26 protein-coding genes are annotated in these 26,394 nt (G+C 66.6%); 5 read left to right on the top strand and 21 right to left on the bottom strand.

What is annotated here, in order from left to right:
• Positions 1–32 precede the first annotated feature (32 nt).
• The 3 genes from QYL93_RS26835 to QYL93_RS26845 are packed head-to-tail and all read right to left on the bottom strand — an operon-like array spanning position 33 to position 1,935.
• Positions 33–362: a DHCW motif cupin fold protein gene (locus QYL93_RS26835; RefSeq protein ID WP_305746547.1), complete on the bottom strand. Its 330-nt coding sequence runs from the start codon at positions 360–362 to the stop codon at positions 33–35.
• The gene (locus tag QYL93_RS26840; protein WP_305746548.1) at positions 359–1,324 is read right to left on the bottom strand and encodes a DMT family transporter; all 966 of its coding nucleotides are present in this window, start codon (positions 1,322–1,324) and stop codon (positions 359–361) included. The genes QYL93_RS26835 and QYL93_RS26840 overlap by 4 nt, the downstream gene beginning before the upstream one ends.
• Positions 1,321–1,935, bottom strand: a complete 615-nt coding sequence (locus QYL93_RS26845; RefSeq protein WP_305746549.1) for a LysE family translocator — start codon at positions 1,933–1,935, stop codon at positions 1,321–1,323. The genes QYL93_RS26840 and QYL93_RS26845 overlap by 4 nt, the downstream gene beginning before the upstream one ends.
• A gap of 147 nt (positions 1,936–2,082) precedes the next feature.
• Between QYL93_RS26845 and QYL93_RS26850 the strand changes: the two genes are divergently transcribed.
• Positions 2,083–3,549: a PLP-dependent aminotransferase family protein gene (locus tag QYL93_RS26850; RefSeq protein WP_305746550.1), complete on the top strand. Its 1,467-nt coding sequence runs from the start codon at positions 2,083–2,085 to the stop codon at positions 3,547–3,549.
• Positions 3,550–3,659: 110 nt separating this feature from the next.
• Complete coding sequence (gene cls, locus QYL93_RS26855) at positions 3,660–5,111, top strand: cardiolipin synthase (protein ID WP_305746601.1); 1,452 nt, start codon at positions 3,660–3,662, stop codon at positions 5,109–5,111.
• Positions 5,112–5,126: 15 nt separating this feature from the next.
• Here cls and QYL93_RS26860 read toward each other — a convergent pair whose 3' ends face one another.
• From QYL93_RS26860 to flgB, 13 genes are all read right to left on the bottom strand, one after another.
• Entirely contained in the window at positions 5,127–6,359 is a 1,233-nt protein-coding gene (locus tag QYL93_RS26860; protein ID WP_305746551.1) for an HDOD domain-containing protein, read from the bottom strand.
• A 75-nt stretch (positions 6,360–6,434) separates the two neighbouring features.
• Positions 6,435–7,694, bottom strand: coding sequence for a flagellar hook-associated protein FlgL (flgL, locus tag QYL93_RS26865; RefSeq protein ID WP_305746552.1), 1,260 nt, complete (start codon positions 7,692–7,694; stop codon positions 6,435–6,437).
• A 28-nt stretch (positions 7,695–7,722) separates the two neighbouring features.
• Positions 7,723–9,654, bottom strand: a complete 1,932-nt coding sequence (gene flgK / locus QYL93_RS26870) for a flagellar hook-associated protein FlgK (RefSeq protein WP_305746553.1) — start codon at positions 9,652–9,654, stop codon at positions 7,723–7,725.
• Between the two features lie 16 nt (positions 9,655–9,670).
• Positions 9,671–10,597, bottom strand: coding sequence for a flagellar assembly peptidoglycan hydrolase FlgJ (gene flgJ, locus QYL93_RS26875; protein ID WP_305746554.1), 927 nt, complete (start codon positions 10,595–10,597; stop codon positions 9,671–9,673).
• Between the two features lie 2 nt (positions 10,598–10,599).
• Positions 10,600–11,754: a flagellar basal body P-ring protein FlgI gene (locus tag QYL93_RS26880; protein ID WP_305746555.1), complete on the bottom strand. Its 1,155-nt coding sequence runs from the start codon at positions 11,752–11,754 to the stop codon at positions 10,600–10,602.
• Between the two features lie 127 nt (positions 11,755–11,881).
• On the bottom strand, positions 11,882–12,511 hold the full coding sequence (locus QYL93_RS26885) for a hypothetical protein (protein ID WP_305746556.1): 630 nt from the start codon (positions 12,509–12,511) through the stop codon (positions 11,882–11,884).
• An 86-nt stretch (positions 12,512–12,597) separates the two neighbouring features.
• Positions 12,598–13,311, bottom strand: coding sequence for a flagellar basal body L-ring protein FlgH (locus QYL93_RS26890; protein ID WP_305746557.1), 714 nt, complete (start codon positions 13,309–13,311; stop codon positions 12,598–12,600).
• A 41-nt stretch (positions 13,312–13,352) separates the two neighbouring features.
• The gene (flgG, locus tag QYL93_RS26895; RefSeq protein WP_305746558.1) at positions 13,353–14,135 is read right to left on the bottom strand and encodes a flagellar basal-body rod protein FlgG; all 783 of its coding nucleotides are present in this window, start codon (positions 14,133–14,135) and stop codon (positions 13,353–13,355) included.
• 27 nt (positions 14,136–14,162) lie between these two features.
• A complete protein-coding gene (locus QYL93_RS26900) occupies positions 14,163–14,903 on the bottom strand; it encodes a flagellar basal body rod protein FlgF (protein WP_057204082.1) in 741 nt (246 codons plus the stop codon).
• 34 nt (positions 14,904–14,937) lie between these two features.
• Positions 14,938–16,218: a flagellar hook protein FlgE gene (gene flgE, locus QYL93_RS26905; RefSeq protein WP_305746559.1), complete on the bottom strand. Its 1,281-nt coding sequence runs from the start codon at positions 16,216–16,218 to the stop codon at positions 14,938–14,940.
• A 51-nt stretch (positions 16,219–16,269) separates the two neighbouring features.
• Positions 16,270–16,923, bottom strand: coding sequence for a flagellar hook assembly protein FlgD (locus QYL93_RS26910; protein ID WP_305746560.1), 654 nt, complete (start codon positions 16,921–16,923; stop codon positions 16,270–16,272).
• A gap of 18 nt (positions 16,924–16,941) precedes the next feature.
• Positions 16,942–17,346, bottom strand: a complete 405-nt coding sequence (gene flgC / locus QYL93_RS26915) for a flagellar basal body rod protein FlgC (protein ID WP_305746561.1) — start codon at positions 17,344–17,346, stop codon at positions 16,942–16,944.
• A gap of 30 nt (positions 17,347–17,376) precedes the next feature.
• Positions 17,377–17,868: a flagellar basal body rod protein FlgB gene (gene flgB / locus QYL93_RS26920; RefSeq protein WP_057204086.1), complete on the bottom strand. Its 492-nt coding sequence runs from the start codon at positions 17,866–17,868 to the stop codon at positions 17,377–17,379.
• Positions 17,869–18,083: 215 nt separating this feature from the next.
• On the opposite strand from flgB, the gene flgA reads away from it, so the two are divergent.
• From flgA to QYL93_RS26935, 3 genes are all read left to right on the top strand, one after another.
• Positions 18,084–18,830 (top strand): flagellar basal body P-ring formation chaperone FlgA, encoded by a 747-nt coding sequence (gene flgA, locus QYL93_RS26925; protein ID WP_370877044.1) that lies wholly within the window; start codon positions 18,084–18,086, stop codon positions 18,828–18,830.
• Positions 18,831–18,922: 92 nt separating this feature from the next.
• Entirely contained in the window at positions 18,923–19,252 is a 330-nt protein-coding gene (flgM, locus tag QYL93_RS26930) for a flagellar biosynthesis anti-sigma factor FlgM (protein ID WP_057268657.1), read from the top strand.
• A 51-nt stretch (positions 19,253–19,303) separates the two neighbouring features.
• A complete protein-coding gene (locus tag QYL93_RS26935; RefSeq protein ID WP_305746562.1) occupies positions 19,304–19,690 on the top strand; it encodes a hypothetical protein in 387 nt (128 codons plus the stop codon).
• A 315-nt stretch (positions 19,691–20,005) separates the two neighbouring features.
• Here the strand turns inward: QYL93_RS26935 and QYL93_RS26940 are convergent, their stop codons facing one another.
• From QYL93_RS26940 to QYL93_RS26960, 5 genes are read right to left on the bottom strand one after another with little or no spacing between them, the layout of a single operon-like run.
• The gene (locus tag QYL93_RS26940) at positions 20,006–20,722 is read right to left on the bottom strand and encodes an RNA polymerase sigma factor FliA (RefSeq protein ID WP_305746563.1); all 717 of its coding nucleotides are present in this window, start codon (positions 20,720–20,722) and stop codon (positions 20,006–20,008) included.
• 4 nt (positions 20,723–20,726) lie between these two features.
• Positions 20,727–21,533 carry a hypothetical protein gene (locus QYL93_RS26945; RefSeq protein ID WP_305746564.1) on the bottom strand — a complete coding sequence of 269 codons (807 nt, stop codon included), beginning with the start codon at positions 21,531–21,533 and terminating at the stop codon, positions 20,727–20,729.
• Positions 21,526–23,040 carry a flagellar biosynthesis protein FlhF gene (gene flhF, locus QYL93_RS26950; protein WP_305746565.1) on the bottom strand — a complete coding sequence of 505 codons (1,515 nt, stop codon included), beginning with the start codon at positions 23,038–23,040 and terminating at the stop codon, positions 21,526–21,528. Before flhF ends, QYL93_RS26945 begins: the two co-directional genes overlap by 8 nt.
• Positions 23,037–25,115, bottom strand: a complete 2,079-nt coding sequence (gene flhA, locus QYL93_RS26955) for a flagellar biosynthesis protein FlhA (RefSeq protein ID WP_305746566.1) — start codon at positions 25,113–25,115, stop codon at positions 23,037–23,039. Before flhA ends, flhF begins: the two co-directional genes overlap by 4 nt.
• On the bottom strand, positions 25,112–26,272 hold the full coding sequence (locus tag QYL93_RS26960; RefSeq protein WP_305746567.1) for a flagellar biosynthesis protein FlhB: 1,161 nt from the start codon (positions 26,270–26,272) through the stop codon (positions 25,112–25,114). The genes flhA and QYL93_RS26960 overlap by 4 nt, the downstream gene beginning before the upstream one ends.
• Between the last annotated feature and the right edge of the window lie 122 nt (positions 26,273–26,394).

The raw sequence follows: 26,394 nt of genomic DNA on the forward strand, positions 1-26,394 counted from the left end.
AAAAAATGGTGTCTCACGGCGCCCTGGTGCCTTCAGTCCACGATGAACAGCGTGGCACCCAAGGGGGCGGTGGAGCGGTGCGGTTCCGCATTGTCCGCCACCTGGTAGCTCATGCCGGGAGTCAACGTGAACTGGCGGCCATCCTGCAACTCGGTGTGCAGCTCGCCGGACAGACACAGCAGCACATGGCCCTTGCTGCACCAGTGGTCCGACACATAGCCGGGGGTGTACTCCACCTTGCGCACGCGCAACGCGCCGTACTGCAGCGTCTGCCAGAAGGCCTGGCCGGCCTGGGCGCTCTTTTCGACGCGCTCGACCTGGCTCCAGTCGGTGGCGGCGAAGGGGATGTCGTTCATTCTCATGGGCTTGGGTCCTTCAAGGGCGCAAGGGGGCCGGGCGGTGTTGCGGGTGCGTGCGGGGCGGCCTGATGCACGGGCATGCGCTTGCCCAGGAACACCGTGGCGATCACGGCCAGGGCAAACCCGACCGTGGTGAGGTCCAGGTGCTCGCCCAGCAGCGGCACCGCGAACAGCAGGCTCAGAAACGGCTGGATCAGCTGGATCTGGCTGACCCGCACGGCACCCAGCGCCAGCGCGCGGTACCAGGCGAAAAAGCCGATCCACATCGAGAACAGGGCCACATAGGCAAACCCCACCCAGCTCATGGTGCCGATGGCCGACGGAATGGCCGGCGCGAACCACCAGGTCACAGGCAGCGTCAGCGGCAGGGCACAGGCCAGCACCCAGCAGATCACCTGCTCGGCTCCCAGGCTGGGTGTCAGCCGTGCGCCGCCGATGTAGCCCAGTGCACCTGTTGTCATGGCGATGATGAGGTAGAGGTTGGCCGCGCCCAGGTAGAAGCCCCCGGCGCGCCATGCCATGAAGGCCAGCACCAGCCCACTGCCCAGTACGGCGCAGGCCCAGAAGCCTGCCGACGGGCGTTGCCGGAACCACAGGGCGCCGAGCACGGCCGTGGACAGCGGCAGCAGTGCGGTGACCACGGCCCCATGCGTGCTGGGCACATGCCGCAGCGCCAGCGCAAGGAACAGCGGAAAGCCGATGATGACGCCAAAGGCCGTGACGCCCAGAACGGGCCATTGCGATGGCACGGGAATGCGCAGGCGCCCGCGCGCCTGTTGCCAGCCCAGGTAGACCAGGGACAGCAGCCCGGCCACGGCAGCCCGGCCGAAGGTGACGAACCAGGGGGACAGTTGTGGTGCATCGACGGGGCCGACGGCCAGGCGTGTCATCGGCAGCGTGGCGGCGAACAAGGTGACGCCCACTAGGCCCCAGATCAGGGCTTCGCGTTCTTGTGTATCGGTCATAGCGTGAGCATCCACAGGGCCGTGGCCACCAGCACCAGGGCCAGCAGCCGGTTGAACCACAGCAGGCGCACGCCCTGCGACAACCACTGGCGCAGCAGCGAGCCCACCAGGGCGTAGACGAAATTGCTTGTGAAGGCGAACACCATCATCACGCCGCAGATGATGGCCAGGCGCTCACCGGGGTTGGCCGAGGGCTGGCCCGCGGCATTCACCACCCAGCCCGCGCTGAGCGTGAGAGCCAGCATCCAGGCCTTGATGTTCACGAACTGCAGGCCCACGCCCTGCCAGAAGGTGACGGAGAGGCGGGAGCTGTCCACGTCCGAGAGCTGGCCGGCGCGGCTGAGCTTCCAGGCCAGCCAGAGCATGTAGGCCACGCCCAGCAGCGTCACGGCCATGCGCAGGGCCGGCACGCCGGTGATCAGGGCGCCCAGGCCCAGGCCGCTCACCAGCATCAGCAAGGTCCAGCCCGTGGGCACAGCCAGGCAGAAGTTGAGCGCCCGGCGCAGCCCCAGATTGGCCGCGAGCGCGGTGGACAGGGTGGTGTTGGGCCCCGGCGAAAAACTCATCGCGGTGCAGAAGACCAGCAGGGCAGTGAGTTCGGCGGCGGTCATGGGGCGGTGTTTGGAATCGTGGGCTTGTCAGCGTCTGGCCTTCACTGTAATCTTCTGCACCAATACACAACCAGTACAGTACAGCAGCGCAGTTCGTGATCTGTATTGGCTGCCATGGCAGTACACAGGCCTCGTGAGGATTCCCGCATGCTGATGAAGACCACCACCCAGTCGCTCACCGAGCAGCTTTCGGCGCGCTTTGGCGAGCGCATCCGCAACCGGCTGCTGGCGCCGGGCGCGCGCCTGCCCTCGGTGCGCCAGTGCGCGCTGCAGCACAGCGTGAGCCCCTCGACCGTGGTGGCCGCCTACGACCAGTTGCTGGCCCAGGGGCTGGTGGAGGCGCGCAAGAACCGGGGCTTCTTCGTGCGCGAGCTGGCCCCCGTGGGGGCCGATGCGCCGGCCACCGTGGATGCGGTCGCCATGGAGGCTGCGGGTGGCAACTGGACCACGGCCCACTGGTTCGCTGCGCGCGGCGCAGGGCGTGGCTCGCCGCCGGTGAACGCCACGGCGCTGATCCGGGGCATGTTCCACAAGATCAGCGACAAGCCCCAGCCCGGCATGGGGGTGCTGCCGCCGCAGTGGCTCGAATCCACCTTCATGCCCGCGGCGGTGCGCAAGGTCACCAGCACCCGGGCGCTGCAGGAATACTCGCTGCAGTACGGCGAGCCGCTGGGCGACAGCGGGCTGCGCCGCCTGCTGGTCAAGAAACTGGCCCAACTGAGCGTGCACACCGCGGCCGAGAACATCATCACCACCGTGGGCGCCACGCATGCGCTCGACATCGTGAGCCGCACGCTGCTGCGCCCGGGCGATCCGGTGATGGTGGAGGAGCCCGGCTGGGCCGTGGAGTTCGCGCGCCTGGCGGCCCTGGGCATGCATATCCTGCCGGTGCCGCGCCGCGCCGACGGGCCCGACTTGGAGGTGATGGCCCGCTACTGTGAGGTGCACAAGCCCAAGCTCTACGTGAGCGTGAGCGTGTTCCACAACCCCACGGGCTACTGCCTCTCGCCGGGCAGCGCGCACCGCATCCTGCAACTGGCCAACCAGCACAATTTCCACATCGTCGAGGACGACACCTACAGCCATATCGCGCCCGAACATGCCACGCGGCTGACGGCGCTCGACGGCCTGCAGCGCACCATCTACGTGAGCGGCTTTGCCAAGATCCTCGCGCCCAACTGGCGCATCGGCTTCCTGGCCGCTCCGCCGGCCCTGGTCGAGCAACTGCTCGATACCAAGCTGCTGGCCACGCTGACCACGCCCGCGCTGCTGGAGAAGGCCCTGGCGCTGTGCATCGAGCAGGGGCAACTGCGCCGCCATGCCGAGCGCATCCGCACCCGGCTCGATGCCGCGCGCTCGCGCAGTGTCAAGCTGGCGCTCAGTGCAGGTTGCACCTTCGCAGCCGACCCGGCGGGCCTGTTCGGCTGGGTGGATACCGGGGTGGACACCGATGCGCTGTCGCAGCGCATGCTGGACGAGGGCTATCTGCTGGCCCCGGGCGCGTTGTTCCACGCCGAGCGCAAGCCCAGCACCCTCATGCGCATCAACTTCGCGACCACGCAGGACGCCACCTTCTGGCGCACCTTCGAGCGCATCGTCCGGCAAAGCCGCTGACCGCGCGGGCGCCGTCACCTTCGCTGCCTACAATGGCCTTTTGATCTGATCGCAAGGGAACCATGGACCTACAAGGACGCTGGGCCGCAATGACCGATGGCCTGCAGTCCATGGTGCAGTTCTTTCCCGGCGGGCATGAGGGGCTGCTGACCACCATCTCCGTGGCCTGGAGCCTGTACATCGCCGTGCTGGCGGTGTGGATCATTCTGCAAAAGCGCGCCCCGGTCTCCACCCTGAGCTGGATCCTGTCGATGGCGCTGCTGCCCTTCGTGGGCTACGTGGTCTATTACTTCTTCGGCCCGCAGCGGCTGCGCAAGCAGCGTTTGAAGCGCATGCGCAGCCAGTCGGCGCTGTATGCCCATGCCGACTTTGCCAGCCTGCGCGGCACGGCGGCCGCCGCACCCCAGGCCCTGCGGCAACTGGTGCTGCTGGGCGAGGCCAGCTGTGACCTGCGCGTCTCCACCGCCATCCAGGTGGACCTGCTGGTCGACGGGGCCGAGGCCTTTGGCGCGATCTTCGACGCCATCCGTGCCGCGCGCCACCATGTGCACCTGGAGTACTACATCTTCGAGCCCGATGGCATTGGCACGGCCCTGCGCGACCTGCTGGTGGACAAGGCGCGAGAGGGCGTGATCGTGCGGCTGCTGGTCGATGCCCTGGGCTCCAAGCGGCTGGATCGGCGCTTCCTGGCACCGCTGCAGGAGGCGGGCGTGCAGGTGGCCTTCTTCCATGCATCGCGCATCGGGCGCCGATTGCGGCCGGTGATCAACTTCCGCACCCATCGCAAGATCGTGGTCTGCGACGGCCGCATCGGCTTCACGGGCGGCATCAACATCACCGACGAGGAAGACCAGCGTGCCCGGCGCGATGCCTACCACGACGTGCACCTGCGCATCGAGGGCGGGGCCGTGCGCCTGCTGCAGATGACCTTCATGGAGGACTGGGTCTACACCACGGGCGAGGGCCCCGAGGCCGTGGCGCGCGAGAGCCGGCAACTGCTGCCCGCCACCGACCCCGGCGACCATCCGGTGCAGATCCTCACCTCGGGCCCGGACAATGCCAACGAGGCCATCCACCGCATGTACGTGGCGGCCATCCACATGGCGGCAGACCGGGTCTGGCTCACCACGCCGTATTTCGTGCCCGGCGAGCCCGCGCTCATGGCACTGACCAGCGCGGCGCTGCGCGGGGTGGACGTGCGCATTCTCGTGCCCCGGCGCAGCGATTCCTTCGTGGTGAGTGCGGCGGCGCGCTCCTACTTCGACGAGCTGATTGCCGCCGGCGTCAAGGTCTGGGAGTACACGGCCGGCATGCTGCACTCCAAGACCATGCTGGTGGACGACAACTGCGCCTTCATCGGCACCGCCAATTTCGACAACCGCAGCTTCCGGCTCAATTTCGAGGTCTGCGCCGTGGTGTACGGGCCGGCACTGGCGCTGCCCTTGGCCCGGCAATTCGAGATGGACCTGCGCAGCTCCAGCGCCGTGCAGGCGCGCCGCCGCCAGGCCTTCGTGCCGCGCCTGGGCGATGCCGCAGCCCGTCTGTTCTCGCCGCTGCTGTAGTCCCGCAGGGGGCTGCTACCGCTGTACCTCGATGTCGGATAGCACACGCAGCAGGCCGCGGTTGACTTCTTCGAGGTCCATCTCCTGCGTCTCGCACAGGTGGCGGATGGCGCTCGCATCGCCCGTCTCCAGTGCGCAGGCCATCTGCAGGCTGGCGGCATAGGGGCCTGTGCGCAGCACGGTGGCATCGTAGATGCGCTCGGACAGAGGGATGCGGTGCAGGATGGTGCCCAGGGGCTCCTGCATCAGCTCGTCGATCTGCGAAAGCAGGCCGCACAGGTAGATCTCGCGGCGCAGGTCGTTCTCCACACCGGCGTTGAGCAGCTGCGTCATGAGCTTGGCGCGCAGCACCATGGATTCGCGCACGGGCAGCATGTTGGGGTCGGTGTTGGCGTAGGGCAACTGGTCGGACAGCCAGCGCTTGATGGAGCCATAGCCCATCATCACCAGCCCCCGGCGCAGCGAGTCGATGCCGGTGCGCAGGCCGAGGGCCGCCGAGTTGGTGTAGACCATGAAGCGGTAGGCCAGCAGCGGGTCCTCGCCCATGATGTCCTCGAACGTCTCCAGCGACTGCTCGGCATCGATGGCCTTCTGCAGCTTGGCGATCACGGCGTGCGAGGGCTGCTGCGGCGTGTGCCGCAGGGTGTAGAGCACGTCTTCCGTGGGCCAGCCGGCCAGGGCCAGGGCGTTGTGCTTGTCCAGGCAGTGCTCCATGAGGGCACGGCTGGGGATGTTCTCGTACATCTGGCCGGCCAGGATGGGGCTCACGGCCCGAGCCGGCGCCTTGGCCGGCGGGCTGCCGGGCCGTGGGTTGGCCTGCAGGGCGGCCACCGCGTCGGCCGGGGTCAGGCTCAGCAGGCTGTTGTCGAAGCACTGGGCCACGGCGGGCTCGGGCAGCTTGCCGATGTCGCCGCGCCACACCAGCTTGAGGCCGCGCTGATGTGCGGCTTTCACGAGGGCATAGATGCCCGAATCCTGCAGCCAGTCGCCACGCACCTCGATCCACGGGGCGCCCCGGGGCGCATGTTCGAGCATGTCGGCCAGCACCTGGTGGGTCTGGGGCGACAGCAGCAGGGGTGGCGAACTTGCCGACCACAGCTCCTGCAGCGTGCGCAACAGGTGGCCGGTGTCCACCATGCTGGCGGGAGATTCGTTCTGAACGTACAGCTGGATGGCTGCAAGCTTGCGGGCGCGATTCCACAGGGGACGGTACCCCAGGATCAGGCTGCCGAGGACGGATTGGACCATGGGCTCTCAGGCGTTGTCTCGTAGGGGCCTGTCCCCCCGGTCCGGCAAGGACATTGCGGCGTGGGCAGGCCTGCTTTAACTGATGAAGTTGAACAGGGACAGTTTCTGAACCGTAGCATAGGACTTGAGTGCTGCCTCGTAGCCCACCTGCTGGTTCTGGAAGTCCGAAATGCCCTTGATCATATCCAGATCCTCTGCCCGGGAGCGGTCGCCTTCGAGCTGGATCGAGCGCTTTTCCTGGTCGCCCGTGATGCGGTCGGCGCGGTTGAGCAACTCGCCCGAGTAACTGCGCATGTTGCTGATGCGGTCCAGGCCGATGTCGATGTTGGTCAAGGCCTGTCCGACAGCCTGGGTCGCGGCGTTGCTGTTGGGCGCTGCCCGGATGTCGCGGATCGCACTGTCCAGTGTGCTGAACACGCTGGCGGTGGGCTGCAGCGTGATGGCGTCGCCATTGGCTGGCGCACCGGTGATGTCGAAGGTCAGACCCGGCACACCCGTCACCGAGATGGTCACGGGCTTGTCGGTCGGATAGTCGGGCACCACGACGGGGGCCGACACCACGCCAGTGGTGGTGTTGGTGATGGTGTAGGTAGCCGTGCTGGTGCCGACCGTGGCGCCTGGGCCCACCGCGCTGAAAGCGATGGAGTAGTTGTCTCCGGTCACCAGGCTCAGGTTGGTCGGCTTGACGCCGGTGGTGGTCAACTGCTGGTTGTTGTTGACGGTTGCCGGGTTCACCTGCACGTTGTAGGCCCCGTCGCGCTGGGGCTCAAACATGAAGGCGAATTCACCGTCCAGCGTGTTCGGGATCGACACACCGGTGCTGCCCGACTGTCCGGGCTGCCCGTTGAACAGGTAGTCCGGCGAGGTGGACTGCGGGCCCAGAAATGGTGCCAGCGCACTGCCCAGCGCACCCAGCAGGGGAATGCCGTTGGTGTCCTTGCGGTTGGCCACTTCCTGCAGCTGCTCGCGGATGCCCTGCAACTGGTTGGCGATGGTGGCGCGGTCGCTGCTGGTGAGGGCCGGACTGCCGGCACTGACCATCAGTTCGCGGGCACTCTGCACCAGCCCGATGGCATCGCCCAGCGAGGACTCGGCCTGCGCGATGGCATTGCGCTGGGTTTCCAGGGCGCGCTGCTCGGTCTGGATGCGGGTGATGCGGGTGAGTGCGCGTTCGGCCTGCGCGGCCGAAACCGGATCGTCGCTGGCGCGCACGACGCGCTTGCCAGAGGTCAAATTCTCCTGCAGGTTGGACAGGTTGGTCTGGCGCGCGCCCAGGTTGCGCAGCGCGTTGTCGTACATGTTGGCGGTGCCAAGGCGGTAAAGGGTATTGCTCATGTCGAACTCCTGGACCTGTTCTCAAACATCAACGCGTCAGACCCTGCATCAGGGTGTCGAAGACGCTTTGTGCAATCTGCAGCATTTTGGCGGATGCCTGGTAGGCCTGCTGGTACTGGATCAGCTTGGCCGCTTCTTCATCGAGGTTCACGCCCGAGACCGCCGTCCGGTCGCGTTCCAGGTTGCCGGCGATGGTGGTGGACAGCTCGGCGGCGAACGTGGCGCTCTGGGTGCGCGTGCCCACCTGGGCCATCAGGCCCGCATAGCCGTCGCTGAGCGTGGATTCGTCGAACATCTTCACATCGCGCAGGTTCATGAGCGATGTGGCGTTGCCGGCGTTGCGCGTGTAGTTGTCGCCGTACTGGGGGTCCAGGGAGTTGCCCACCTTCACGGTGTCGCCGGACTTGGGCGTGCCCTGCAGCTTGATCTCCCAGCCGTCGATGGTGATGGGAGTGCCCGAGGTGTAGGGCAGGCCGGCCGTGCCCGAAGGTGGCGTGGTCGATCCCGTCACGGTGTAGGTGGTGGGCGGGCCGGCGGCAAAGGTCAGCGTCACGCCGCCGGGAATGGGCGGCGCCACCAGGCCATTGGCTGTGGCCTTCAGGCCTGCCAGCTGCAGCGTGCCCCCATTGGTGGTGCCCATGGCCGCATTGATGGGGTTGGCCGCCGCCAGGTCACGTGGCGAGTACACCAGCGCCTTGATGTTGGAGCCCGCCGTGCTGAAGGGCTGGAACAGCATGCGTTCGCCCGGCGCGCCTGGCGTGGTGAGGTTGAACTGCAGGCCGTCGATGGTGAGCGTCGCCAGGTTGGCGGCGTCGGTGAAGGCCGTGGCCTTGCCGTCGGACAGGCGCACCACCTGGCCGGCCGTGCCGGTGGTGAAGCGAATCTCGTAGTCGGAGGCAGCGAACTTGGTCGGATCCGTGAAGCCCACCGTACCGACGCCCACGCCATTGGTCAGGCCGGGCATGCTGGCCGGCAGAGAGAACAGGTCCTTGCCCATCTGGCCGTCCAGCGTGAGGCCGAGCTTGTGCTGCTCGTTCATGGTCATGCCGATGGCCATGGCCATGCGCCCGAGCAGGTTGCGGCTTTCGGCGAGGTCGGTGTTGTTGAAGCGCAGCAGCCCCGAGACCGAGCCGCCGCCCATGGTGTTTTCGTCCACTTCGATGGCCGGCGATCCCGGGCGATTGAAGAACAGCTTGAGCTGGCCGCTGCCAGGGAACTGCGTGGCATCGTCCACGGACACCTGCGATGGCGTGGTGCCCAGCACCAGCGGCTGGCTGCCGCCCACGAACAGGCCGATCGTGCCGTCGTCCGCAGGAATCTGCGTGGTCTGCACGTACTGGTTCATCTCGCGGATCAATTGGTCGCGGTTGTCGAGCAGGTCGTTGGGGGTCTGGCCGTTGCCCTTGGCGCGTGCGATCTGCTCGTTCACGGCGGCGATCTGGCCGGCCAGGCTGTTGATGGCGGTGATGCTGCTTTGCAGCTGCTCTTTCACTGTGTACTGGATCTCGTCGACACGCTCGCCAGCCGAGCGCATGCGGGACGCCGTCTCGTCCATGCGCGTGAGCGCCAGCGTGCGGGCCGTGATGTCGGTGGGTGAGCTCACCACGTCCGAGAACGAGTTCATCATGTCGTTGATGGCGGCGCCAAGGCCCGTGGCACCGCCGCTGAACACGTCTTGCAACTGGCGCAGGCGCTCCGCGCGCACGATGTCGCCGGCCTGCACGGATCCGGCACTTGCCGACTGGCGCGTGAGCAGCTCGCTCTGGTTGCGCAGGATGGTCTGCACGTCCACACCCTGGCCGATGTAGCCACCACCCGTGAACTGGCCCTGCACGGTCTGCAGCACCACGCTCTGGCGCGAATAGCCGGGCGTGTTCACATTGGCAATGTTGTTGCCTGCAGTCTGCAGGGCCACCTGGTTGGCAAGCAGGGCGCGGGCGCCGACGTTGAGAAGACTCATGGCTTACCTCGTGTTCTCAAGCCTGCGCACGCTGCTGCTGCGCACGCTGCACGCTGTTGATGGCGCCGCTGAGCTTCCTGGCGTACTCGGGGTCGGTGGCATAGCCCGCCTTCTGCAATGCGGAGGCATAGGCCATGGCCGAGCCGGACTGCGCCACGGACTCTGCCTTTTCATAGCGAGGGCTTTCCTTGATGAGGCGCGCGTAGTCGCGAAACGAATCCTCGTACGAGTCGTAGGCCCGGAACTTGGCTACCACCTTGCGCGGCGTGCCGTTGATGTATTCGGTGGTCGTGATCTCGGCGACCTTGCCTGTCCAGCCCTTGCCGGCCTTGATGCCGAACAGGTTGAAGGAGTTGCTGCCGTCGGCATTCTTGATCTCGCTCTTGCCCCAGCCGGTCTCATGGCCGGCCTGGCCGAGCATGAAGTTCGCGGGGATGCCGCTTTCCTGCGCCACCTTCTCGGCCGTGCCGCTCAGGTGCTGTACGAAGCCGTCGCGGCCCTTGGGCGCCTGGCCCACCGCCTCGGTGCTGGCAGGGCTGGCGCTCACCTTGGCGGCTGCCGGGCGCTGCACCTGCGACAGGCTCACCGTGGAGGGCACGGAAAAAGAGGGGTCGGGGCCGCCCATCTGGCGCGAGAGCTGGCGCGCGATGGCCTCGGACAGGCCGCCCGACTGGCCGGCCATCTGCACCGACAACTGCTGGTCGAGCAGGTCGGTGCCCAGGTCGCCTTGGGCGCCATCCATGAGGCCGGATTTCATCGTGGCCTCGCGCATGCTCTTGATCAGTTCGCGCATGAACAGCGATTCGAACTGCTTGGCGGCCTCTTTCGTGGCCTGGGGGTTGTTGTTGCCCGCCTCGTACTTGAGCGCGTTCAGCGAGCGAACGTCTGCCGCCAGCGCGTTGGACGTGCTGGTGGTGGAGGACGAAGGCAGCGTGAGGGCCATGGTCAGATCACTTCGAGCTCGGCGTTCAGGGCGCCGGCGGCCTTGATGGCCTGCAGGATGGCCAGCAGGTCCCCGGGCGTGGCACCCAGCGAGTTGAGCGCGCGCACCACGTCGGCCAGTTGGGGCGAGGGCGGCATCTGGATGATGTTGCCGGGCTCCTGGTTGATCTTGATGTCGCTTTGCTGTGCGACCACGGTCTGCCCCTGCGACAGCGGGTTGGGCTGGCTGATGACGGGGCGCGAACTGATGGTGATGGACAGGTTGCCGTGCGCGATGGCGCAGGGGCCCAGGGTCACGGCCTGGTTGAGCACGATGGAGCCGGTGCGGGCATTGATCACCACCTTGGCGGCGGGGGCCGACAGTTCGAACGGCAGCTCTTCCAGGTCAGCGATGAAGCCTACGCGGGCGCCAGGGTCGCTGGGCGCGCGCACCTGCACTGTGCGCCCGTCCAGGGCCGTGGCCAGGCCATTGCCCAGGCGGCTGTTGATGACCTGGGCCACGCGGCGTGCGGTCTGGAAATCGGAGGCGTTGAGGCCCAGGCTGATGGTGTCACCCTCGTTGAGCGGCGTGGGCACGGAGCGCTCCACCTGGGCGCCCAGGGGGATGCGGCCGGCGGCGAGGTGGTTGATCTGCACCTTGCTGCCACCGGACGAGGCGCCGGCACCGCCCACCACCAGGTTGCCCTGGGCCAGGGCGTAGATTTCACCGTCGGCGCCGCGCAGCGGCGTGACCATCAGCAGGCCACCCTTGAGCGACTTGGAATTGCCCATGGACGAGACGTTGACATCGATCTGCTGGCCGGGCTGCGCGAAGGCGGGCAACTGGGCCGTGACGATCACGGCGGCCACATTCTTGAGCTGCAGCTGCGAGGCCGTGCCGGGCGGCAGGCTGATGCCCATCTGCTGCAGGTAGTTGGACATGGCCTGCGTGGTGTAGGGCATCTGCGTGGTCTGGTCACCCGTGCCGTCCAGGCCCACGACCAGGCCATAGCCGGTCAGCTGGTTGCTGCGCACGCCCTGCACCGCCGCGATTTCCTTGATGCGCAGCGCATGGGCAGGCCAGGCCGAGCACACCAGCGCCAGGGCGATGGCCGAGAGCCACAGCGCGCGCTGGGGGTGTGCCAGGAAGGGGGAGGGCAAGGCTTTCATGGCCTCCATTGTGGGCTGCTGCCGCCCAGGGGAATGGCCAAAAAGAGGCGCATTCACCCGCCTTTTGGAAGAGGGGCCCTGGTTACATTTTTCAGACCCGTCCGGCTGTCAGCCTGGTTCCTGCAGGCCCCTGCGATCACTCGCAATAGCTGTTCGTAAAGCCCTTCCAGGGCTTGCGCAGCATGAATGGCAGGGTGTCCCAGGCGCTCCAGGTGCGCGGATCGTCGAAGTTCACCGTGGCGGCCGGCGCGATGATGGCCGTGACCAGCCAGACGCCGGAGTCCAGCCCGTGCAGCGTGAGGTTGCCACCCAGGATCACCTCGGTCTGCGCCCCGCCGAGGTTGTCGGATACGGCGGTGTAGGCGTCCGTCGTCTGGATGTTGCCGGGTGCCACGTACACCTTGAAGATGGCGCCGGTGGTGATCAGCGGCGAGCGCACCAGGGGAAAGACGAAGCTGCCGTCCCGGTGGAAGATCACATACACGTTCTGAAGCGTGCCCGGGGTGGTGCCCACCGCGGCCTTGCCGGCGTCGTATTTGATGGTGAATGCGAACTGGTCCAGTGCCGTGGCTTCGCAGGGCGAGAACTTGATGCCTGCGGGCAGGGTCTTGTTCTTGGAGGCGGTTTCGGCAGCCGAGCCCTTGGGGGCGGCCAGCGTCAGCGCCACGGAGTAGGCATAGGTGGTCGGCTGCGCCTGGGCGGCTGGCGCAAATGCAGCGGCCAGGGCAGTGAGGCCGCACGCCAGGGAGCTGCGGAAAAAAGACATCGGGAACCTCGATCTGAATGCGAAAAGGGGCGCTGCGCTGGATGCCCTGGTCAAGACCAGGAGCATGCGCATGGTCACATTTTGTATCAGAACGGTGTCACGGTGTTGAAGAAGCGCCCCAGCCAGCCGGTGACCTGGGCCTCGCCCTGGGCTCCGCGCCCGCGCGATTCCACGCGCACATTGGCCACCTGGGTAGAGGTCACGATGGAGCCGGGCTGCAGGGCGCGGGGATCCACCGTGCCGGAGAAGCGCAGCACATCCACGTTCTGGTTCACGCCGATCTGCTTTTCGCCGGCCACGACCAGGTGGCCATTGGGCAGCACGTCGATGACGATCGCGGTGATCGATCCCTGGAAGGTGTTGGCGCTTTCCGTGCCGCCCTTGCCTTCGAAGGCATTTTCCGAATTGGCTCCCACGCCCAGCTTGTCGGTGAACTTCTGGCCGGTGAACGGCAGCGCCGTCACGCCGCTGCTGACCTTGGAGGTGCGGTCCACGGTGGACGAGGATTTCTGGCTGGCCGTCACGTTCTCCACGATCTGGATGGTGACGTTGTCGCCCACCAGGCGTGCACGCCGGTCCTCGAACGAGGGGCGGTAGCTGGCGGTGTGGAACAGACCGCCGGTGACCGGCGGTGGCGTGCGCGTCGCCATGGCCAGGGGCGGCGGCGCGGTGGGCAGGATGTCCACGGGTGGGGGCGGGGACATGCTGGCGCAGCCTGCGCTCAGCACGGCGGCGGCCAGTGCCGGCCAGGCGAGGGCGCGGCGTCGGGCCAGCTGACGGAAGGCGTAAAGGAGGGTCATGGTGGGAGTCCTGGCAAAGGGGCTTGTGGCCTGTCTGCGTGTTACATCTGGCTCAGCTTGGCCAGCATCTGGTCCGAGGTCTGGATGGCCTTTGAATTCATTTCATAGGCGCGCTGGGTCTGGATCATGGTCACCAGCTCCTGCACCACGTTCACGTTGGAGGTTTCGAGGTAGCCCTGCAAGACGGTGCCCAGGCCGTTGGTGCCGGGTGTGCCCTGCTGGGGCTGGCCGGATGCGGCGGTTTCGATAAACAGGTTCTGCCCACGTGGCTCCAGGCCACCCGGGTTCACGAAGGTGGACATGGCGAGGTTGCCCAGCGGCTGCGGTGCAGTGTTGCCCGGTACCGTGGCGGACACGGCGCCTTCGGCGCTGATGGTCACGCTGGTGGCATTCGGTGGCACGGTGATGCCATTGGCAATCGGCAGTCCGCTGGAGGTGACCAGGCGGCCCTGCGAATCGAGCTGGAACGATCCGTCGCGGGTGTAGCCGATGGTTCCGTCGGGCTGCGTGACCTCGAAGAAGCCATTGCCCTTGATGGCCACGTCCAGGTTGTTGTTGGACTGCTGCATGCTGCCCTGCATGAAGTTGCGGGCGGTGGCCACGGTGCGCACCCCCAGGCCCAGGTGCAGGCCGGTGGGCAACTGGTTCTGCTCGGTGGTCTGGGCGCCCACCTGGCGCAGGTTCTGGTAGATCAGGTCCTCGAACACCGCATTGGCGCGCTTGTATCCGGTGGTGGACACATTGGCCAGGTTGTGGGAGATGACGTCCAGCTGGGTCTGCTGGGCTTCCATGCCGGTCTTGGCGATCCACAGGGAGTTGATCATGGCGTTTCCTTGCGCTTATGGGGATGGTCAGCCGTTGATGCTCAGCAGCTGGCTGGCGGCCTTGTCATTGGTTTCGGCGGTCTGCAGCATCTTGATCTGCTGCTCGAACTGGCGCGAGGCGGCGATCATGCCGACCATGGTCTCCACCGCGTTCACGTTGGAGCCCTCAATGGCCCCTGCGAGCAGGCGCGCGTTGGCGTCGTTGGGAAGCGGGTCGCCCGAGGTGGTGCGAAACAGCCCGTCATCGCCGCGCTTGAGCGGGTCTTCGGGGGTGGGGGTGGCCAGTTTCAGGCGGCCAATGGCGGCCGGGGGTTGACCCGCTGTCTTGGCGGTGAGCGTGCCGTCCGAGCCCAGCGAGACCTCCGAGCCTGGCGGCACGTCGATGGGGCCGCCGCCGTCGGACAGCACGGGCAGGCCGGTGTTGGTGAGCAGGGCACCCGTGGGCGAGACCTCCAGGCCGCCGTTGCGCGTGTAGGCCTCCACTCCATCGAGGCCCTGCACGGCAAACCAGGACTTGCCGATGGGCATGGCATCCAGGGCGCGGCCCGTGCGCTGCACGGGACCGGGCGTGTCCACGTGGCCCGAGGTGGCCTCCAGCGCGAACACGCGCGTGGTGGAGCCATCGCCTTGCAGCGGTACGGAGCGGAAGGTGGACATCTCCGCACGAAAGCCGTTTGTGGACACGTTGGCCAGGTTGTTGGCCAGAACCGCCTGCCGGTGGGCAGCGGCGTTGGCCCCGGTCATGGAGGTGTAGATGATGCGGTCCATGGCGTTTCTCTGCGGTCAGGAGGTCAGGCGCGGATCAGCGCAGGTTCACCAGGGTGGACATGATCTGGTCCTGTGTCTTGATGGTCTGCGCGTTGGCCTGGTAGCTGCGCTGCGCGGTCATCATGTTCACGAGCTCGGCCGTGAGGTCCACGTTGGAGTCTTCCAGCGCACCCGAGCGCAGGGCGCCGAAGTTGCCGTCGGTGGCCGTGCCGGTGACCGGCTGGCCCGATTCGAAGGTGGCGACCCAGTTGTTGCCGCCCACCGAGGCCAGGCCCTGCGTGTTGCGAAAGCTCGACAGCGCGATCTGGCCCTCGGCGCGGGTGACGCCGTTGGAGTAGCGCGTCATGATCATGCCGTTGTTCTCGACATTGATGCCCGTCAGGTCGCCTGCGGTGTATCCGTCCTGCGACAGGTCGGACACGGCGAACTTGCGGCCGAACTGCGTGACATCGTCCAGGCTCACATCCACGTTGTAGGCGGGCAGGTTGTTCGGGTTGGGTGGCGTGGGGTTCACGCTGAGTGCCAGCGAGAAGCCGGTGGCCGGCGGCGTGGCGGCAGGGCCGGTGATCACGCCATTGTTGTCGAAGGTGATCTGGCCGATGGCCGTGCCCACCACGGGCGGCACGGCCGTGGGATCGTCCAGGGTGTCGTACACGTCCCAGGTGTTGTCCGTGGCGGTCTTCTGGAAGTACAGGTTGACGGGCTTGGCCACGCCCTGGCTGTCGAACACGTTGATCGAGGTGCCGTAGGTGGCGCGCGGGGTGGCGGGCACGGGCGGTGTGGCGGCCGGGTCGCCAGCGGCATCGGTGGCGCGCGCATCCAGATTGAAGGCCGCAATGATCTTCGTGGTCTGCTTGGCGGGGATGGGTTCGGACGTGGGGAACACCATGGGAATCGGGTCGGTGCCCGTGCGCAGGCCCGTGGCCGGATCGATGGGGTAGCCCATCACCTTGGCGTTGTCGTTGGTGACCATGTTGCCCACCTTGTCCAGCTTGAAATTGCCGGCGCGGGTATAGGCCGAGGAGCCGTCGGGCAGCTGCAGCGTGAAGAAACCGTTGCCGTTGATCGCCACGTCCAGGCTGTTGCCGGTGATGGTCAGGTTGCCCTGGGTGAACTGCTGCGCTACGTTGGCCGTCTCCACCCCGATCCCGGCGTTGGAGCCCCCGGCCGAGCCGATGGCATTGGCCACCATTTCGGCAAACTCAGCACGCGATGCCTTGAAACCCACGGTGTTGGAGTTGGCGATGTTGTGGCCGATCACATCGAGGTTTTTGCTGGCGGCGTTCAGGCCGGAGAGGCCTTGCTGGAAACTCATGGTGTTCTCCTTGGAGGGGGCGTGTTCAGTGAAGAGTGGGCGGTTGGGGCGTCAGACCAGCGACTTGATCTGGCTGTAGCTGATGTTCTTGCCGTTGGCCAGCGTGAGCACCAGTTGGCCGTCGGTGGCGCCTGCCGCCGTGACTTTGGACAGGGTGAGGGCCGTGGATTCGAGCGTGGTGGCGCCATTGACCGCCTTGACGCGGAACTGCAGGCCCGCAGTGCTGCCCTTGTAGGCGCTTGCATCCCATTCGAAGTTGTGGCGCCCCTGGTCCTTGGGGCCCAGGTCCAGGGTATCGACCACCTGGCCGCCGGGCGTCACGACTTCCACCTGCACCTTGGTGGCGGCGTACGGAATCTCGAAACCGGCCTTGCCCACGCCATCGGCCACGGTCATGCCCGTGCCTTCGGTCAGCACGTTGCGCCCGACCAGGGTCGTGCCCTGCATGACCTGCAGCGAGTTGAACTGCGCGGCCATGCTTTCCATGGTGGTGTTGAGCTGCTGGATGCCGGTGACGGTGTTGATCTGTGCGATCTGCGAGGTCATCTGGGCGTTGTCCAGCGGGTTCATCGGGTCCTGGTTGTTCAGCTGCGCAACCAGCAGCTTGAGGAACCGGTCCTGCGAGGCCGCAGGGTCGTTGGCCGCGGTCGCCTTGGCATTGGCGGTGTCGGCGGTGGTGGCGGCATTGGTGGCGCTGAGGATCATGGCGAGGGTCTCCCGGGGTTACTGGCCCATCTGCAGGGTCTTGAGCAGAAGTGACTTGGCCGTGTTCATCACCTCGACGTTGTTCTGGTACGAGCGCGACGCTGAAATCATGTTCACCATCTCCTCCACGGCGTTCACGTTGGAGTGGGTCACGTAGCCCTGCTCATCGGCAGAAGGATGGCTGGGGTCGTGGATCTTGCGGCCCGGCACATTGCTTTCGGTGATGGCGCTCACGCGCACGCCGTCCGAGCCCTGCTCGCCCATGTTGGTGGTGCGAAAGACCACCTGGCGTGCCTGGTAGGCCTTGCCGTCGGGGCCGGCCACTGCATCGACGTTGGCCAGGTTGCTGGCCACGACGTTCAGGCGCTGGGACTGCGCACTGATGGCGCTGCCCGAGACGTTGAAGATGGAGAACATGGACATGGTGGGGTGCCTCTTGGGTCGCTATGGGGCTTACTGGCCCTGGATGGCGCTGAGCATGGTCTTGGCGTTGCCGTTGATGAAGCGCAGCGTGGCTTCGTAGCGCACGGCGTTGTCCACGAAGGCGGCGCGTTCGCGGTCCAGGTCCACCGAGTTGTTGTCCAGGCTGGGCTGGGTCTGCACGGAATAGGCCAGCTTGCCCTTGCTCCCCAGCTCGGCCGACGTGCCCGGGTCTGCAGAAGAGGCGGCGATGTGCCGCGGATCGGTGCCGATGGTGACCGTGGGCCGCTCGCTGGTGTAGCCGGAGCTGCCCAGCGTGGTCGTGGACAGGCGGTGTGGCGATTCGGTGAATGAGGAGCGCTCGCCCGTGGCGTTGCTCAGCGCGTCGGAGAATTTGAAGTCGCGTGCGACGTAGCCGGGGGTATCGGCATTCGCAATATTGCTGGCGATGGCGCGCTGGCGCTCGGCACGCAGGATCAGTGCGTTGCCGTGGAAGTCCAGCCGGTTGGTCATCTTGTCAAGCATGTCTGCCTCACGTCCAGGTTGCGAAAGCGCCAGCAAAAACGGTTTTCTGGCGTGGCTCGATTATGAAAACCGCCCGGATTTTCTAAAGCGCGAAGAGCCCGCGTTTGGGGCCGCAGTTCGGGGGTTCGGCGGCGGCCAGGGGGCCTACAGTGATGGTCGTGAAATGGCCTCTGCACCGTGTTGCAGGGCCGCACTGACGTACCAGGAGGCGCCCCATGGCATCAGCATCAGCATTCCCATCCCTGTCCACGGCCGGCCGCACCGCGTTGGCCGCACTGGCCTGTGTGCTGGCCGCTGGCATGGCCCAGGCCCAGGCAGTGGCCGACCCCGCCGCAGACCTGCCCGCCCTGACCCAGCGCTGGCTGGACGATGCCATCACGCGCAACCAGCCTGCCGGCCTGCCGCTGCGCATGGAGGTGAGCATTGGTGCGCTGGACAGCCGGTTGCGCCTGGCGCCCTGTGCCCGGGTCGAGCCCTATCTGCCGGCAGGTTCGCGCCTGTGGGGCCGCACCCGGCTGGGCCTGCGCTGCGTGGAAGGGCAGACCGCCTGGAACGTGTTCCTGCCCGTCACGGTCAAGGCCTGGGGGCCGGCGTGGGTGCTGACGGGCAATGTGGCCTCCGGTGCCGTGTTGAGCGCCAATGACGCCACCGAGGCCGAGGTGGACTGGGCCGCCGATGCGGCCGCCATCGTGGCCAATCCCGACCAGTGGGTCGGCCAGATTGCCTCGCGCCCCCTGGTGGCAGGGCAGGCCTTGCGCCAGCCGATGGTGCGTGCGCCGAGTATTTTCAAGGCCGGCGCCCAGGTGCGGGTGGCGGCACAAGGGCCCGGTTATGCGGTAACCTCGTCAGGGCAGGCACTCTCTGCGGGCGCCGTAGGCCAGACTGTGCGTGTACGCATGGATAATGGTCGTACCATCTCTGGTATTGTGGGTGAAAATGGAACGGTTGACGTTACCCTTTGATTCATCCCGCCTGCATAAACAGCTAAAGTCCAGCGCCAAAGGGTCGAAAACATTGCTACGAGCTCCGTGTCATCGGAGCGCTGGAGAAGGCGATGAAGATAGGTCAACCACCGGAACTTCCGGGCGCACTGGCGCAAACGGGGCAGGCCAAGCAGGCCAAGGCCCCCGCTGCAGCCCCTGCTACGCCCCAAGGAGTGGCAACAGGCACTGCGGCTGCCCCTGCCCCTGGCGTGCCTGTGACGGTTTCCACCGCAGCGCGGGCCCTGGATCAGACGGGCCGTGCCTCGGGCGATTTCGACACCAAGAAGGTGGCGGCGGTGCGTGCTGCCATTGAAAAGGGCACGTTCACGGTCAGCGCCGGCGCCATTGCCGACAAGCTGCTGGCCAACGCCCAAGAGATTTTTTCCCGCTCGCGCGGCTAGCGTGACCGCTTTCTTCCAGGCGTCACCGGTCCGCATTCACCAGGACAAGCCGTGACCACGCCTCTGGAAGACGCCCTGCAGGCCGTTGAACAGCACATCGAGATGGTGTCTGCCGCCCTGCTCAAGGCCGATGCCCCCACCCTCGAACAAGCAAGCACCGGGCTGCGCGACACCGCAGCCCGTTTTTCGTATGCACTGGACCTGTCGCGCCAGCAGGTGAGCATCATCACTCCCGCCCTCAAGGCTCGCATGGACGCCATCGCCGCCACCCTGGTGGTGCACCGCGAAAGCCTGGCCCGCCTGGCAGCCATCACCGACCGCCAGACCGCCGTGCTCGTCCCGTCCCAGGACAGCTCTGCCAATGCCACCTACGGCAACGGCCTGGGCGGCAAGCAAAAAGCCGCCGGCGTCGCCAAGATCTACCGCTCGGCCGGCTGATCGGCGCGCGCCACAGGCGCGGCAAGACCGCACTGTATGGCCACAATTTTTTTGTACTAGTACATAGCTCCGTCCTGAATGGCGCGCAAGCGCCAGGACAAACCCGTGGATAGCGCGCGCCCCATACCAGGGCAGCCGTGCGAGGGCCGCCCCGCCGCACTGGCTGCGTCCCCCTTCCCGAATGGCGGAGCCATTCGAGAGAAGGGGCTGAGGGCCGCGGCTCCAAGCCTGCCTGCGCAGGCTTGGACGTGCCCGAAGAGCCGCCGCCTCTGGCGGCGGTGCCGAGGCGCGTCAGCGCCTCAGGGGGTTGTACGCTTAATGACTGCGCATCTTCGCCCGCAACCGGGCGATCGACTGGCTGTGCAACTGGCACACCCGCGACTCGGTGACCCCCAGCACGGCCGCGATCTCCTTGAGATTCATGTCGTGCTCGTAGTACATGCCCATGATGTGCTGTTCGCGCTCGGGCAGTGACTCGATGGCCGTAACCAGCGCCGAGCGCAGGCGGTGGTCGCGCAGCATTTCGAGCGGGTTGGCGGTCTCGTCGCCCACATGGCGGTCGAGGAAACCATCATCGTCGTCATTGCTGTGGGTCATGTCCTCCAGGTACACGAGCTGCGTGCCCCGCACCCGGCCCAGCAGGCTCTGGTATTCGGGCAGGGCCATGCCCATCTCGCTGGCGATCTCCGATTCGAGCGGGCTGCGGCCCAGGCGCTGCTCCAGCCGGTTGACGGCCTGCTCGATGTCCTTCTGGCTCTTGCGCGAACTGCGCGACATCCAGTCACCCTCGCGCAGCTCATCGAGCATGGCGCCGCGGATGCGCTGGGTGGCAAAGGTCTCGAACTGCACGCCCTGTGCGGCCTCGTAGCGCGAAAGGGCTTCCGCCAGGCCCATCATGCCGACCTGGATCAGATCGTCCAGCTCTACATTGGGAGGCAGCTTGGCGATCATGTGGTGTGCGATCCGCCGTACCAGGGGCACGTGCTGGCGAATCATCGCATCACGATCGAGCTGGCCTTTGGCGGTGTACATCAGATCAGTGGCTCCGGAGAAGATGTGCAGCTGCAGGTATACCAGCAAAATTGCTGGATGCAATTGCAGCTGCAGCCGCCATCGTTCCATTGATGGTGCCCGCGTTTTCCAGCAGTTGCAAGGCCAGGCGCTGCAGGTCCTGGGGATTCTGGGTGGAGACGGCGGTAGTGTGCACCTGACCGCCCAGGTGGCGCTCGGCGCAGTCCTGCAATGTCTGCAATGCGGCAAGGGTCTTGCGGCGCTCGGCCGTGCCCGAGCCGCGCAACAGCGCCGCCACGGTGCAGGACAGGCCGGTGTGCTGGGCCATCTGCTTGAGGCTCTTGTAGGTGGTGAGCACGCCCGCGGCGGCGCCCTCCATCACCATCAGCGGCATGGTCCGGGTATGGGTGAGCAACTGGCCCAGCAGGGGAGGTGGGGCGTGCAGCACCAGGATGCTGTAGGCGCGCACGCAGGGCTGGATGTCCTGCAGCGGCGAGACATGCGCCGGGCGATCGGCCCGGCTGATCTGCCACAGGCCCCGAGCGGCGGGGATCACCGCCAGGGAGGAGGCTGCGGCGCCCTGGTCCATGCCGTCGTGCCAGGGTGCCCGGCGCAGCAGGTGGTACAGGCCCGGGGACTCGTCGGTCTCGTAGCCCGTGGCGTCGAGCACCACGACCGGGTAACCCATCCGCTGCAGGCTGGCGCAGATCTGCCACAGGGTCTCGAGGCCGCTGCCGGCCTGTTCCTGGCTGGCCACGGCCAGTACGCGCAGTTCGGTCTGCGGGGTGAGGCTTTGCAGCCCCGCAGCTTGGTGAAAGCCGGTATCAAGCATCGACCAACCCCCTGTCGGTTACCAATTCGGGTGAATGCGAGAAGAAGAAATTCAGGTCGCTGGCCTTGGGGTCGAACGGCGACTTGACCGGCGCGCGCATCGAGGTGCTGATGAGCTGGTGGGCATCGGCCGCTTCCCAGTCTTCGGGCACGCGCTGGCCGTTGGTCACGCCGCGCAGCACCATCTGGTGGCGGATCAGGGCGTCGATGGAGGGGCCCAGCTTCACGGCCTCGTCCACCTTGGACAGGATGGCCTGCTGCGAGCCCTTGGTCTTGAAGGCGGTCAGCACGTCGTCCAGCGTGTCGCCGTGGCAGCCGGCATTGAGCACCAGCAGGCGGTTGACGTGGGGCAGGTCGAGCACGTCGAGCATGTCGCGCTTGCGCGGGTCGCGCGGGGCAACGCCGGTGGTGTCGATCAGGACCATCTTCTTGCCGCTGAGCAGGCCCAGCAGGTCCTGCAGTGCCGCACGGTCGTGGGCCAGGTGGGCCACGATGCCCAGCATGCGGCCATAGGTGCGCAACTGTTCGTGGGCGCCCACGCGGTAGGTGTCGAGGGTGATCAGGCCCACGCTGCCGGGGCCGTGGATGCGCGCGCACAGGGCGGCCAGCTTGGCGGTGGTGGTGGTCTTGCCGACGCCGGTGGAGCCCACCATGGCGAAGATGCCACCCTGCTCGTACAGGGGTGCGGCATCCGTGTCGGTCTTGAGGTTGCGTTCCAGAACCTCCATGAGCCAGCGCACGGATTCGGCGGCCGAGAGTTCCTCTGGCATGCGTTCGAGCACGGCGCGGGCCAGGGCGGGCGAGTAGCCGGCCCGGATCATCTTCAGCATCAGGTTGGACTGGATCGGGTTCTGGCGTGCCTGGCCCAGCCAGGCCAGTGTGTTGAAGCGGTCCTCGATCAGCTCTTTCATCGAGTGCAGCTCGCTCATCAGGTTCTGCTGGTTGTTCACCTGCGCGTTCGACAGCGAGGGGGCTTCCTGGCGCTGCTGCTTGCGGGGCGCGGGCTCTGCAAGGTCCATGGGGATCGAGCGCAGCGGGTTGTGGCGGGCCACCTGGGCGGCGGGGCGCTCACGGGCCAGCTCGGCGGCACGGTCACGGCTGCGCTCCATCATGGGAACCGGGTCGGACGGGCCGCTGATGGCCTCGTGGCGGCGGCGCAGCATGCGCTCGCGCACGTAGTCCTGGAAGGACAGGGTGCTCATGGCCAGTTGTTCGGTATCTTCCTCCACCGGGTTGCGGTGGGCCGCAGCGGCCGGCTGCGCAGCGCGGGGCGGCTGCTGTTGCAGCTGCTGGCGTTGGCTGGCCTGTGCCAGGGGGGAGGGGGCGCTCGATTGCCTGGCCGCCGCGGCACTGTCCAGCGACGAGAGCGTGTCCTCGGCGGTGGCCATCACCTCCACACCGTTGGCGGTGGGGCGGTTGGACAGGATCAGTGTGCCCTCGCCAAAGGCCATGCGTGCTTTGGCCAGTGCTTCACGGGACGTGGCAGCGTGAAAGCGTTTGATGTTCATGATGCACCTTTGAGGATGGGCCCAATGCGGATGGTGTGGGTCTCAGGGATTTCGCTGTGCGCAAGGACCTGCAGGCGGGGCGCCACGCGGCGCACCAGGCGGGAGATCGCGGTGCGGATCTGGTCGGGAACGAGCAGGCAGGCGGGCAGGCCCATCTCTTCCTGGCGCAGGGCCACTTCGGCGGCCTTCTGGGTCAGGATGTCGGCCACGCCAGGGTCCAGCGCCGGGCTGGCGGTGTTGCCCAGGGCCTGCACCAGGAGGCGCTCCAGGCCGGGTTCGATGGCGATGACGTTGAGCTCGCGCGTCGGGCCATAGATCTGCTGGACGATGGCGGGCGACAGTGCGATTCGCACGCGGCGCGCCAGTTCCACGGGGTCGGAGATGCCGCCGGCATGCTCGGCCAGGGTCTCGATGATGGTGCGGATATCGCGGATGTGCACAGACTCTTCCAGCAGCAGCTGGAGGACTTTCTGGAACGTGGCGATGGAAACCATTTTCGGGACGACTTCTTCGATGAGCTTGGGGGCCAGTTTGGCGACGTGTTCCACGAGTTGCTGCGTTTCGGTGCGGCTCAACAACTTGGCTGCCTGCACTTGCATCAAGTGTGACAAATGCGTCGCCATCACGGTTTCCGAATCAACGACCGTAAAGCCGGCCATTTGCGCCGCTTCCTTCTGGCGGTCGTCGATCCAGTGCGCGGGCAGACCGAAGGCCGGGTCGGTGGTCGGGGTACCGATCAGCGGCGTGGTGATGCCGCCTGGGTTGATGGCCAGGAACATGCCGGGGAAGGCTTCGCCTTCGCCCACCACCACGCCACGCAGCGTGATGCGGTAACCGCTGGGCTTGAGTTCGAGGTTGTCGCGCACATGCACGGCAGGGGGCAGGAAGCCCACTTCCTGCGCAAACTTGCGGCGCACGCCCTTGATGCGGGTCAGCAGGTCGCCCTGGCGGCTCTTGTCCACCAGCGTGATCAGGCGGTAGCCCAGTTCCAGGCCGAGCAGGTCCACGGGCTGCAGGTCGTCCCAGGTGGCTTCGCCATCGGCGGCCACGGGGGGCGGCGGGGCCACTTCCTCAGGCACCTGCTGGCGCTCGTAGAGCGTCCAGGCCCAGTAGCCGAGCAGCGCTCCGGTGATCAGGAACACCAGGTGCGGCATGCCGGGGATGAGGCCGAGCAGGATCAGGATGCCGGCCGTGACGCCCAGCACGCGGGGCGACATGAACAGCTGCTGCACGATCTGGCGGCCCATGTCCTGTTCCTTGCCGACTCGCGAGATCACCATGGCAGCGGCCACCGAGATCAAGAGTCCGGGGATCTGGGCGACCAGCGCATCGCCGATGGCCAGCAGGATGTAGCTGTCGGCGGCCTGCTTGGCCGTGAGGTCGTGCTGCAGCACGCCGATGGCGAAGCCGCCGATGATGTTGATCAAGAGGATCAGGATGCCGGCGACGGCATCGCCGCGCACGAACTTGGAGGCACCGTCCATGGAGCCGAAGAAGTTCGCTTCCTCGCCCACTTCGGCGCGGCGGCGCTTGGCTTCCTTCTCGTCGATCAGGCCGGCGTTGAGGTCGGCGTCCACCGCCATCTGCTTGCCGGGCATGGCGTCCAGCGTGAAGCGGGCCGACACTTCGGCAATGCGCTCGGCGCCCTTGGTGATCACCACGAAGTTGATAACCACCAGAATGGCGAAAACGATCAGGCCCACGGCGAAGTTGCCGCCGATCAGGAAGTGGCCGAAGGCCTCGATCACGGCACCGGCGGCGCCGGGGCCGGTGTGGCCTTCCAGCAACACAACACGGGTCGAGGCCACGTTCAGCGACAGGCGCATCAGCGTGGTGAGCAGCAGCACCGAGGGAAAGGCGGCAAAGTCCAGCGGCCGAATCATGTAGGCCGAGACCATCATCACCATCAGCGCCACGGCGATGTTCAGCGTGAAAAAGGTGTCCAGCAGCCAAGGCGGGATGGGCAGCACCATCAGGGCCAGGATGGCCACCACCAGCAGCGGCGCCGACATGCCCTGGAAGGCCGACGTGTTCTTGCCCGCCCACAGCCGAAGGGAATTCAGGGAATTGTTCATGGGGCGGTGCCTTGCACGGTGGAAGACGTCTTGTTCAGCGGATCGAGCTCAGGGGGAACGAAGGGCTCGACCAGCGCGTCGGGCATCTGCCCTTCGCCGCGCAGCGCGGCCTTGAGGCGGTACACATAGGCCAGTACCTGCGCCACGGCGGCGTACAGGGTGGCCGGGATGGCCTGGTCGATCTCGGCGTGCGCGTAGAGGGCGCGGGCCAGCATGGGAGACTGCAGCACCGGCACGTCGTGGGCGCGGGCCAGGTCACGGATGCGCATGGCCGTGAGGTCGGTGCCGCGAGAAATCACTTGCGGGGCGGCCATGGTCTTGTCGTCGTACTTCAGGGCCACGGCATAGTGGGTGGGGTTCATCACAACGAAGTCCGCCTTGGGAACCGCCGACACGCTGGCGCCGTCGGCCATCTCACGCTGCTTCTGGCGGATGCGGCCCTTGGTGTGCGGGTCGCCGTCGGATTCCTTGTGCTCCTGCTTGACTTCCTCGTGCGACATCTTCAGGCGTGCCTTGAAGAAGTACGCCTGCAGCGGCACGTCGATCAGTGCTGCCAGAAACACCACCAGCAGCATCAGGCTGACGCCGGAGGTGAGCCACTCGGACATGTGGCGGATCGCCATGGGCGAGGGCTGCAGCACCAGCATGGCCACGCGCTCGATGCTGCCCGACATGTAGTGCCAGGCCACGGCGGAGATGATGGCCGTCATCAGCACCATCTTCGCCACGTTGGCCATCTGCTGCTTGGAAAACAGGTTCGCCACCCCGGAGATGGGGTTCAGGCGGTTGAACTGGGGGCTGATGGGCTTCATGCTGAAGATCCAGCCGCCGGCGCCGATGGCGCTGAGCAGCGCGGCGCCGCTGGTGAGCAGCGCGAACACCGTGCTGGCGACCAGGCCCACGATGACCATGGTCTGCATGCGATCGACCATGGTGGCGGGCGCCATCACGATGCTGGCGTTGAACACCAGTTGGTGGGCCAGCGCCTGCTGCAGGTGCTCCATGAGCGTTGGAGCCAGGACCAGCATGGCGGCGCCGCCCGCACCCAGAATGGCCAGGTGGGACAGATCGCGCGAACGCGCACCCTGTCCGTCCGTGCGTGCTTTCTGCAGCTTGCGCTCGGACGCCGGTAGGCTTTTTTCTTGGCTGGATTCCATGATGGCGTGACAACTTGTGTCCTGCCATTGTCGTGAACGACCCGGAAATCTAAAGACGGATAAAGGGCGGCTGCAGGCCCCTTTTCCCTAACAAGCGGTTGCAAAGATGCCGCGTGCAGCGC

The sequence above is a fragment of the Acidovorax sp. A1169 genome (assembly GCF_030704685.1).
Classification (GTDB): domain Bacteria; phylum Pseudomonadota; class Gammaproteobacteria; order Burkholderiales; family Burkholderiaceae_C; genus Acidovorax.

Bases quoted from the DNA above. Each gene is read 5' to 3' on its own strand.
- QYL93_RS26835 (WP_305746547.1), bottom strand. From the start codon at position 362: ATGAGAATGAACGACATCCCCTTCGCCGCCACCGACTGGAGCCAGGTC.
- QYL93_RS26840 (WP_305746548.1), bottom strand. From the start codon at position 1,324: ATGACCGATACACAAGAACGCGAAGCCCTGATCTGGGGCCTAGTGGGC.
- QYL93_RS26845 (WP_305746549.1), bottom strand. From the start codon at position 1,935: ATGACCGCCGCCGAACTCACTGCCCTGCTGGTCTTCTGCACCGCGATG.
- QYL93_RS26850 (WP_305746550.1), top strand. From the start codon at position 2,083: ATGCTGATGAAGACCACCACCCAGTCGCTCACCGAGCAGCTTTCGGCG.
- cls (WP_305746601.1), top strand. From the start codon at position 3,660: ATGGTGCAGTTCTTTCCCGGCGGGCATGAGGGGCTGCTGACCACCATC.
- QYL93_RS26860 (WP_305746551.1), bottom strand. From the start codon at position 6,359: ATGGTCCAATCCGTCCTCGGCAGCCTGATCCTGGGGTACCGTCCCCTG.
- flgL (WP_305746552.1), bottom strand. From the start codon at position 7,694: ATGAGCAATACCCTTTACCGCCTTGGCACCGCCAACATGTACGACAAC.
- flgK (WP_305746553.1), bottom strand. From the start codon at position 9,654: ATGAGTCTTCTCAACGTCGGCGCCCGCGCCCTGCTTGCCAACCAGGTG.
- flgJ (WP_305746554.1), bottom strand. From the start codon at position 10,597: ATGGCCCTCACGCTGCCTTCGTCCTCCACCACCAGCACGTCCAACGCG.
- QYL93_RS26880 (WP_305746555.1), bottom strand. From the start codon at position 11,754: ATGGAGGCCATGAAAGCCTTGCCCTCCCCCTTCCTGGCACACCCCCAG.
- QYL93_RS26885 (WP_305746556.1), bottom strand. From the start codon at position 12,511: ATGTCTTTTTTCCGCAGCTCCCTGGCGTGCGGCCTCACTGCCCTGGCC.
- QYL93_RS26890 (WP_305746557.1), bottom strand. From the start codon at position 13,311: ATGACCCTCCTTTACGCCTTCCGTCAGCTGGCCCGACGCCGCGCCCTC.
- flgG (WP_305746558.1), bottom strand. From the start codon at position 14,135: ATGATCAACTCCCTGTGGATCGCCAAGACCGGCATGGAAGCCCAGCAG.
- QYL93_RS26900 (WP_057204082.1), bottom strand. From the start codon at position 14,903: ATGGACCGCATCATCTACACCTCCATGACCGGGGCCAACGCCGCTGCC.
- flgE (WP_305746559.1), bottom strand. From the start codon at position 16,218: ATGAGTTTCCAGCAAGGCCTCTCCGGCCTGAACGCCGCCAGCAAAAAC.
- QYL93_RS26910 (WP_305746560.1), bottom strand. From the start codon at position 16,923: ATGATCCTCAGCGCCACCAATGCCGCCACCACCGCCGACACCGCCAAT.
- flgC (WP_305746561.1), bottom strand. From the start codon at position 17,346: ATGTCCATGTTCTCCATCTTCAACGTCTCGGGCAGCGCCATCAGTGCG.
- flgB (WP_057204086.1), bottom strand. From the start codon at position 17,868: ATGCTTGACAAGATGACCAACCGGCTGGACTTCCACGGCAACGCACTG.
- flgA (WP_370877044.1), top strand. From the start codon at position 18,084: ATGGCATCAGCATCAGCATTCCCATCCCTGTCCACGGCCGGCCGCACC.
- flgM (WP_057268657.1), top strand. From the start codon at position 18,923: ATGAAGATAGGTCAACCACCGGAACTTCCGGGCGCACTGGCGCAAACG.
- QYL93_RS26940 (WP_305746563.1), bottom strand. From the start codon at position 20,722: ATGTACACCGCCAAAGGCCAGCTCGATCGTGATGCGATGATTCGCCAG.
- QYL93_RS26945 (WP_305746564.1), bottom strand. From the start codon at position 21,533: ATGCTTGATACCGGCTTTCACCAAGCTGCGGGGCTGCAAAGCCTCACC.
- flhF (WP_305746565.1), bottom strand. From the start codon at position 23,040: ATGAACATCAAACGCTTTCACGCTGCCACGTCCCGTGAAGCACTGGCC.
- flhA (WP_305746566.1), bottom strand. From the start codon at position 25,115: ATGAACAATTCCCTGAATTCCCTTCGGCTGTGGGCGGGCAAGAACACG.
- QYL93_RS26960 (WP_305746567.1), bottom strand. From the start codon at position 26,272: ATGGAATCCAGCCAAGAAAAAAGCCTACCGGCGTCCGAGCGCAAGCTG.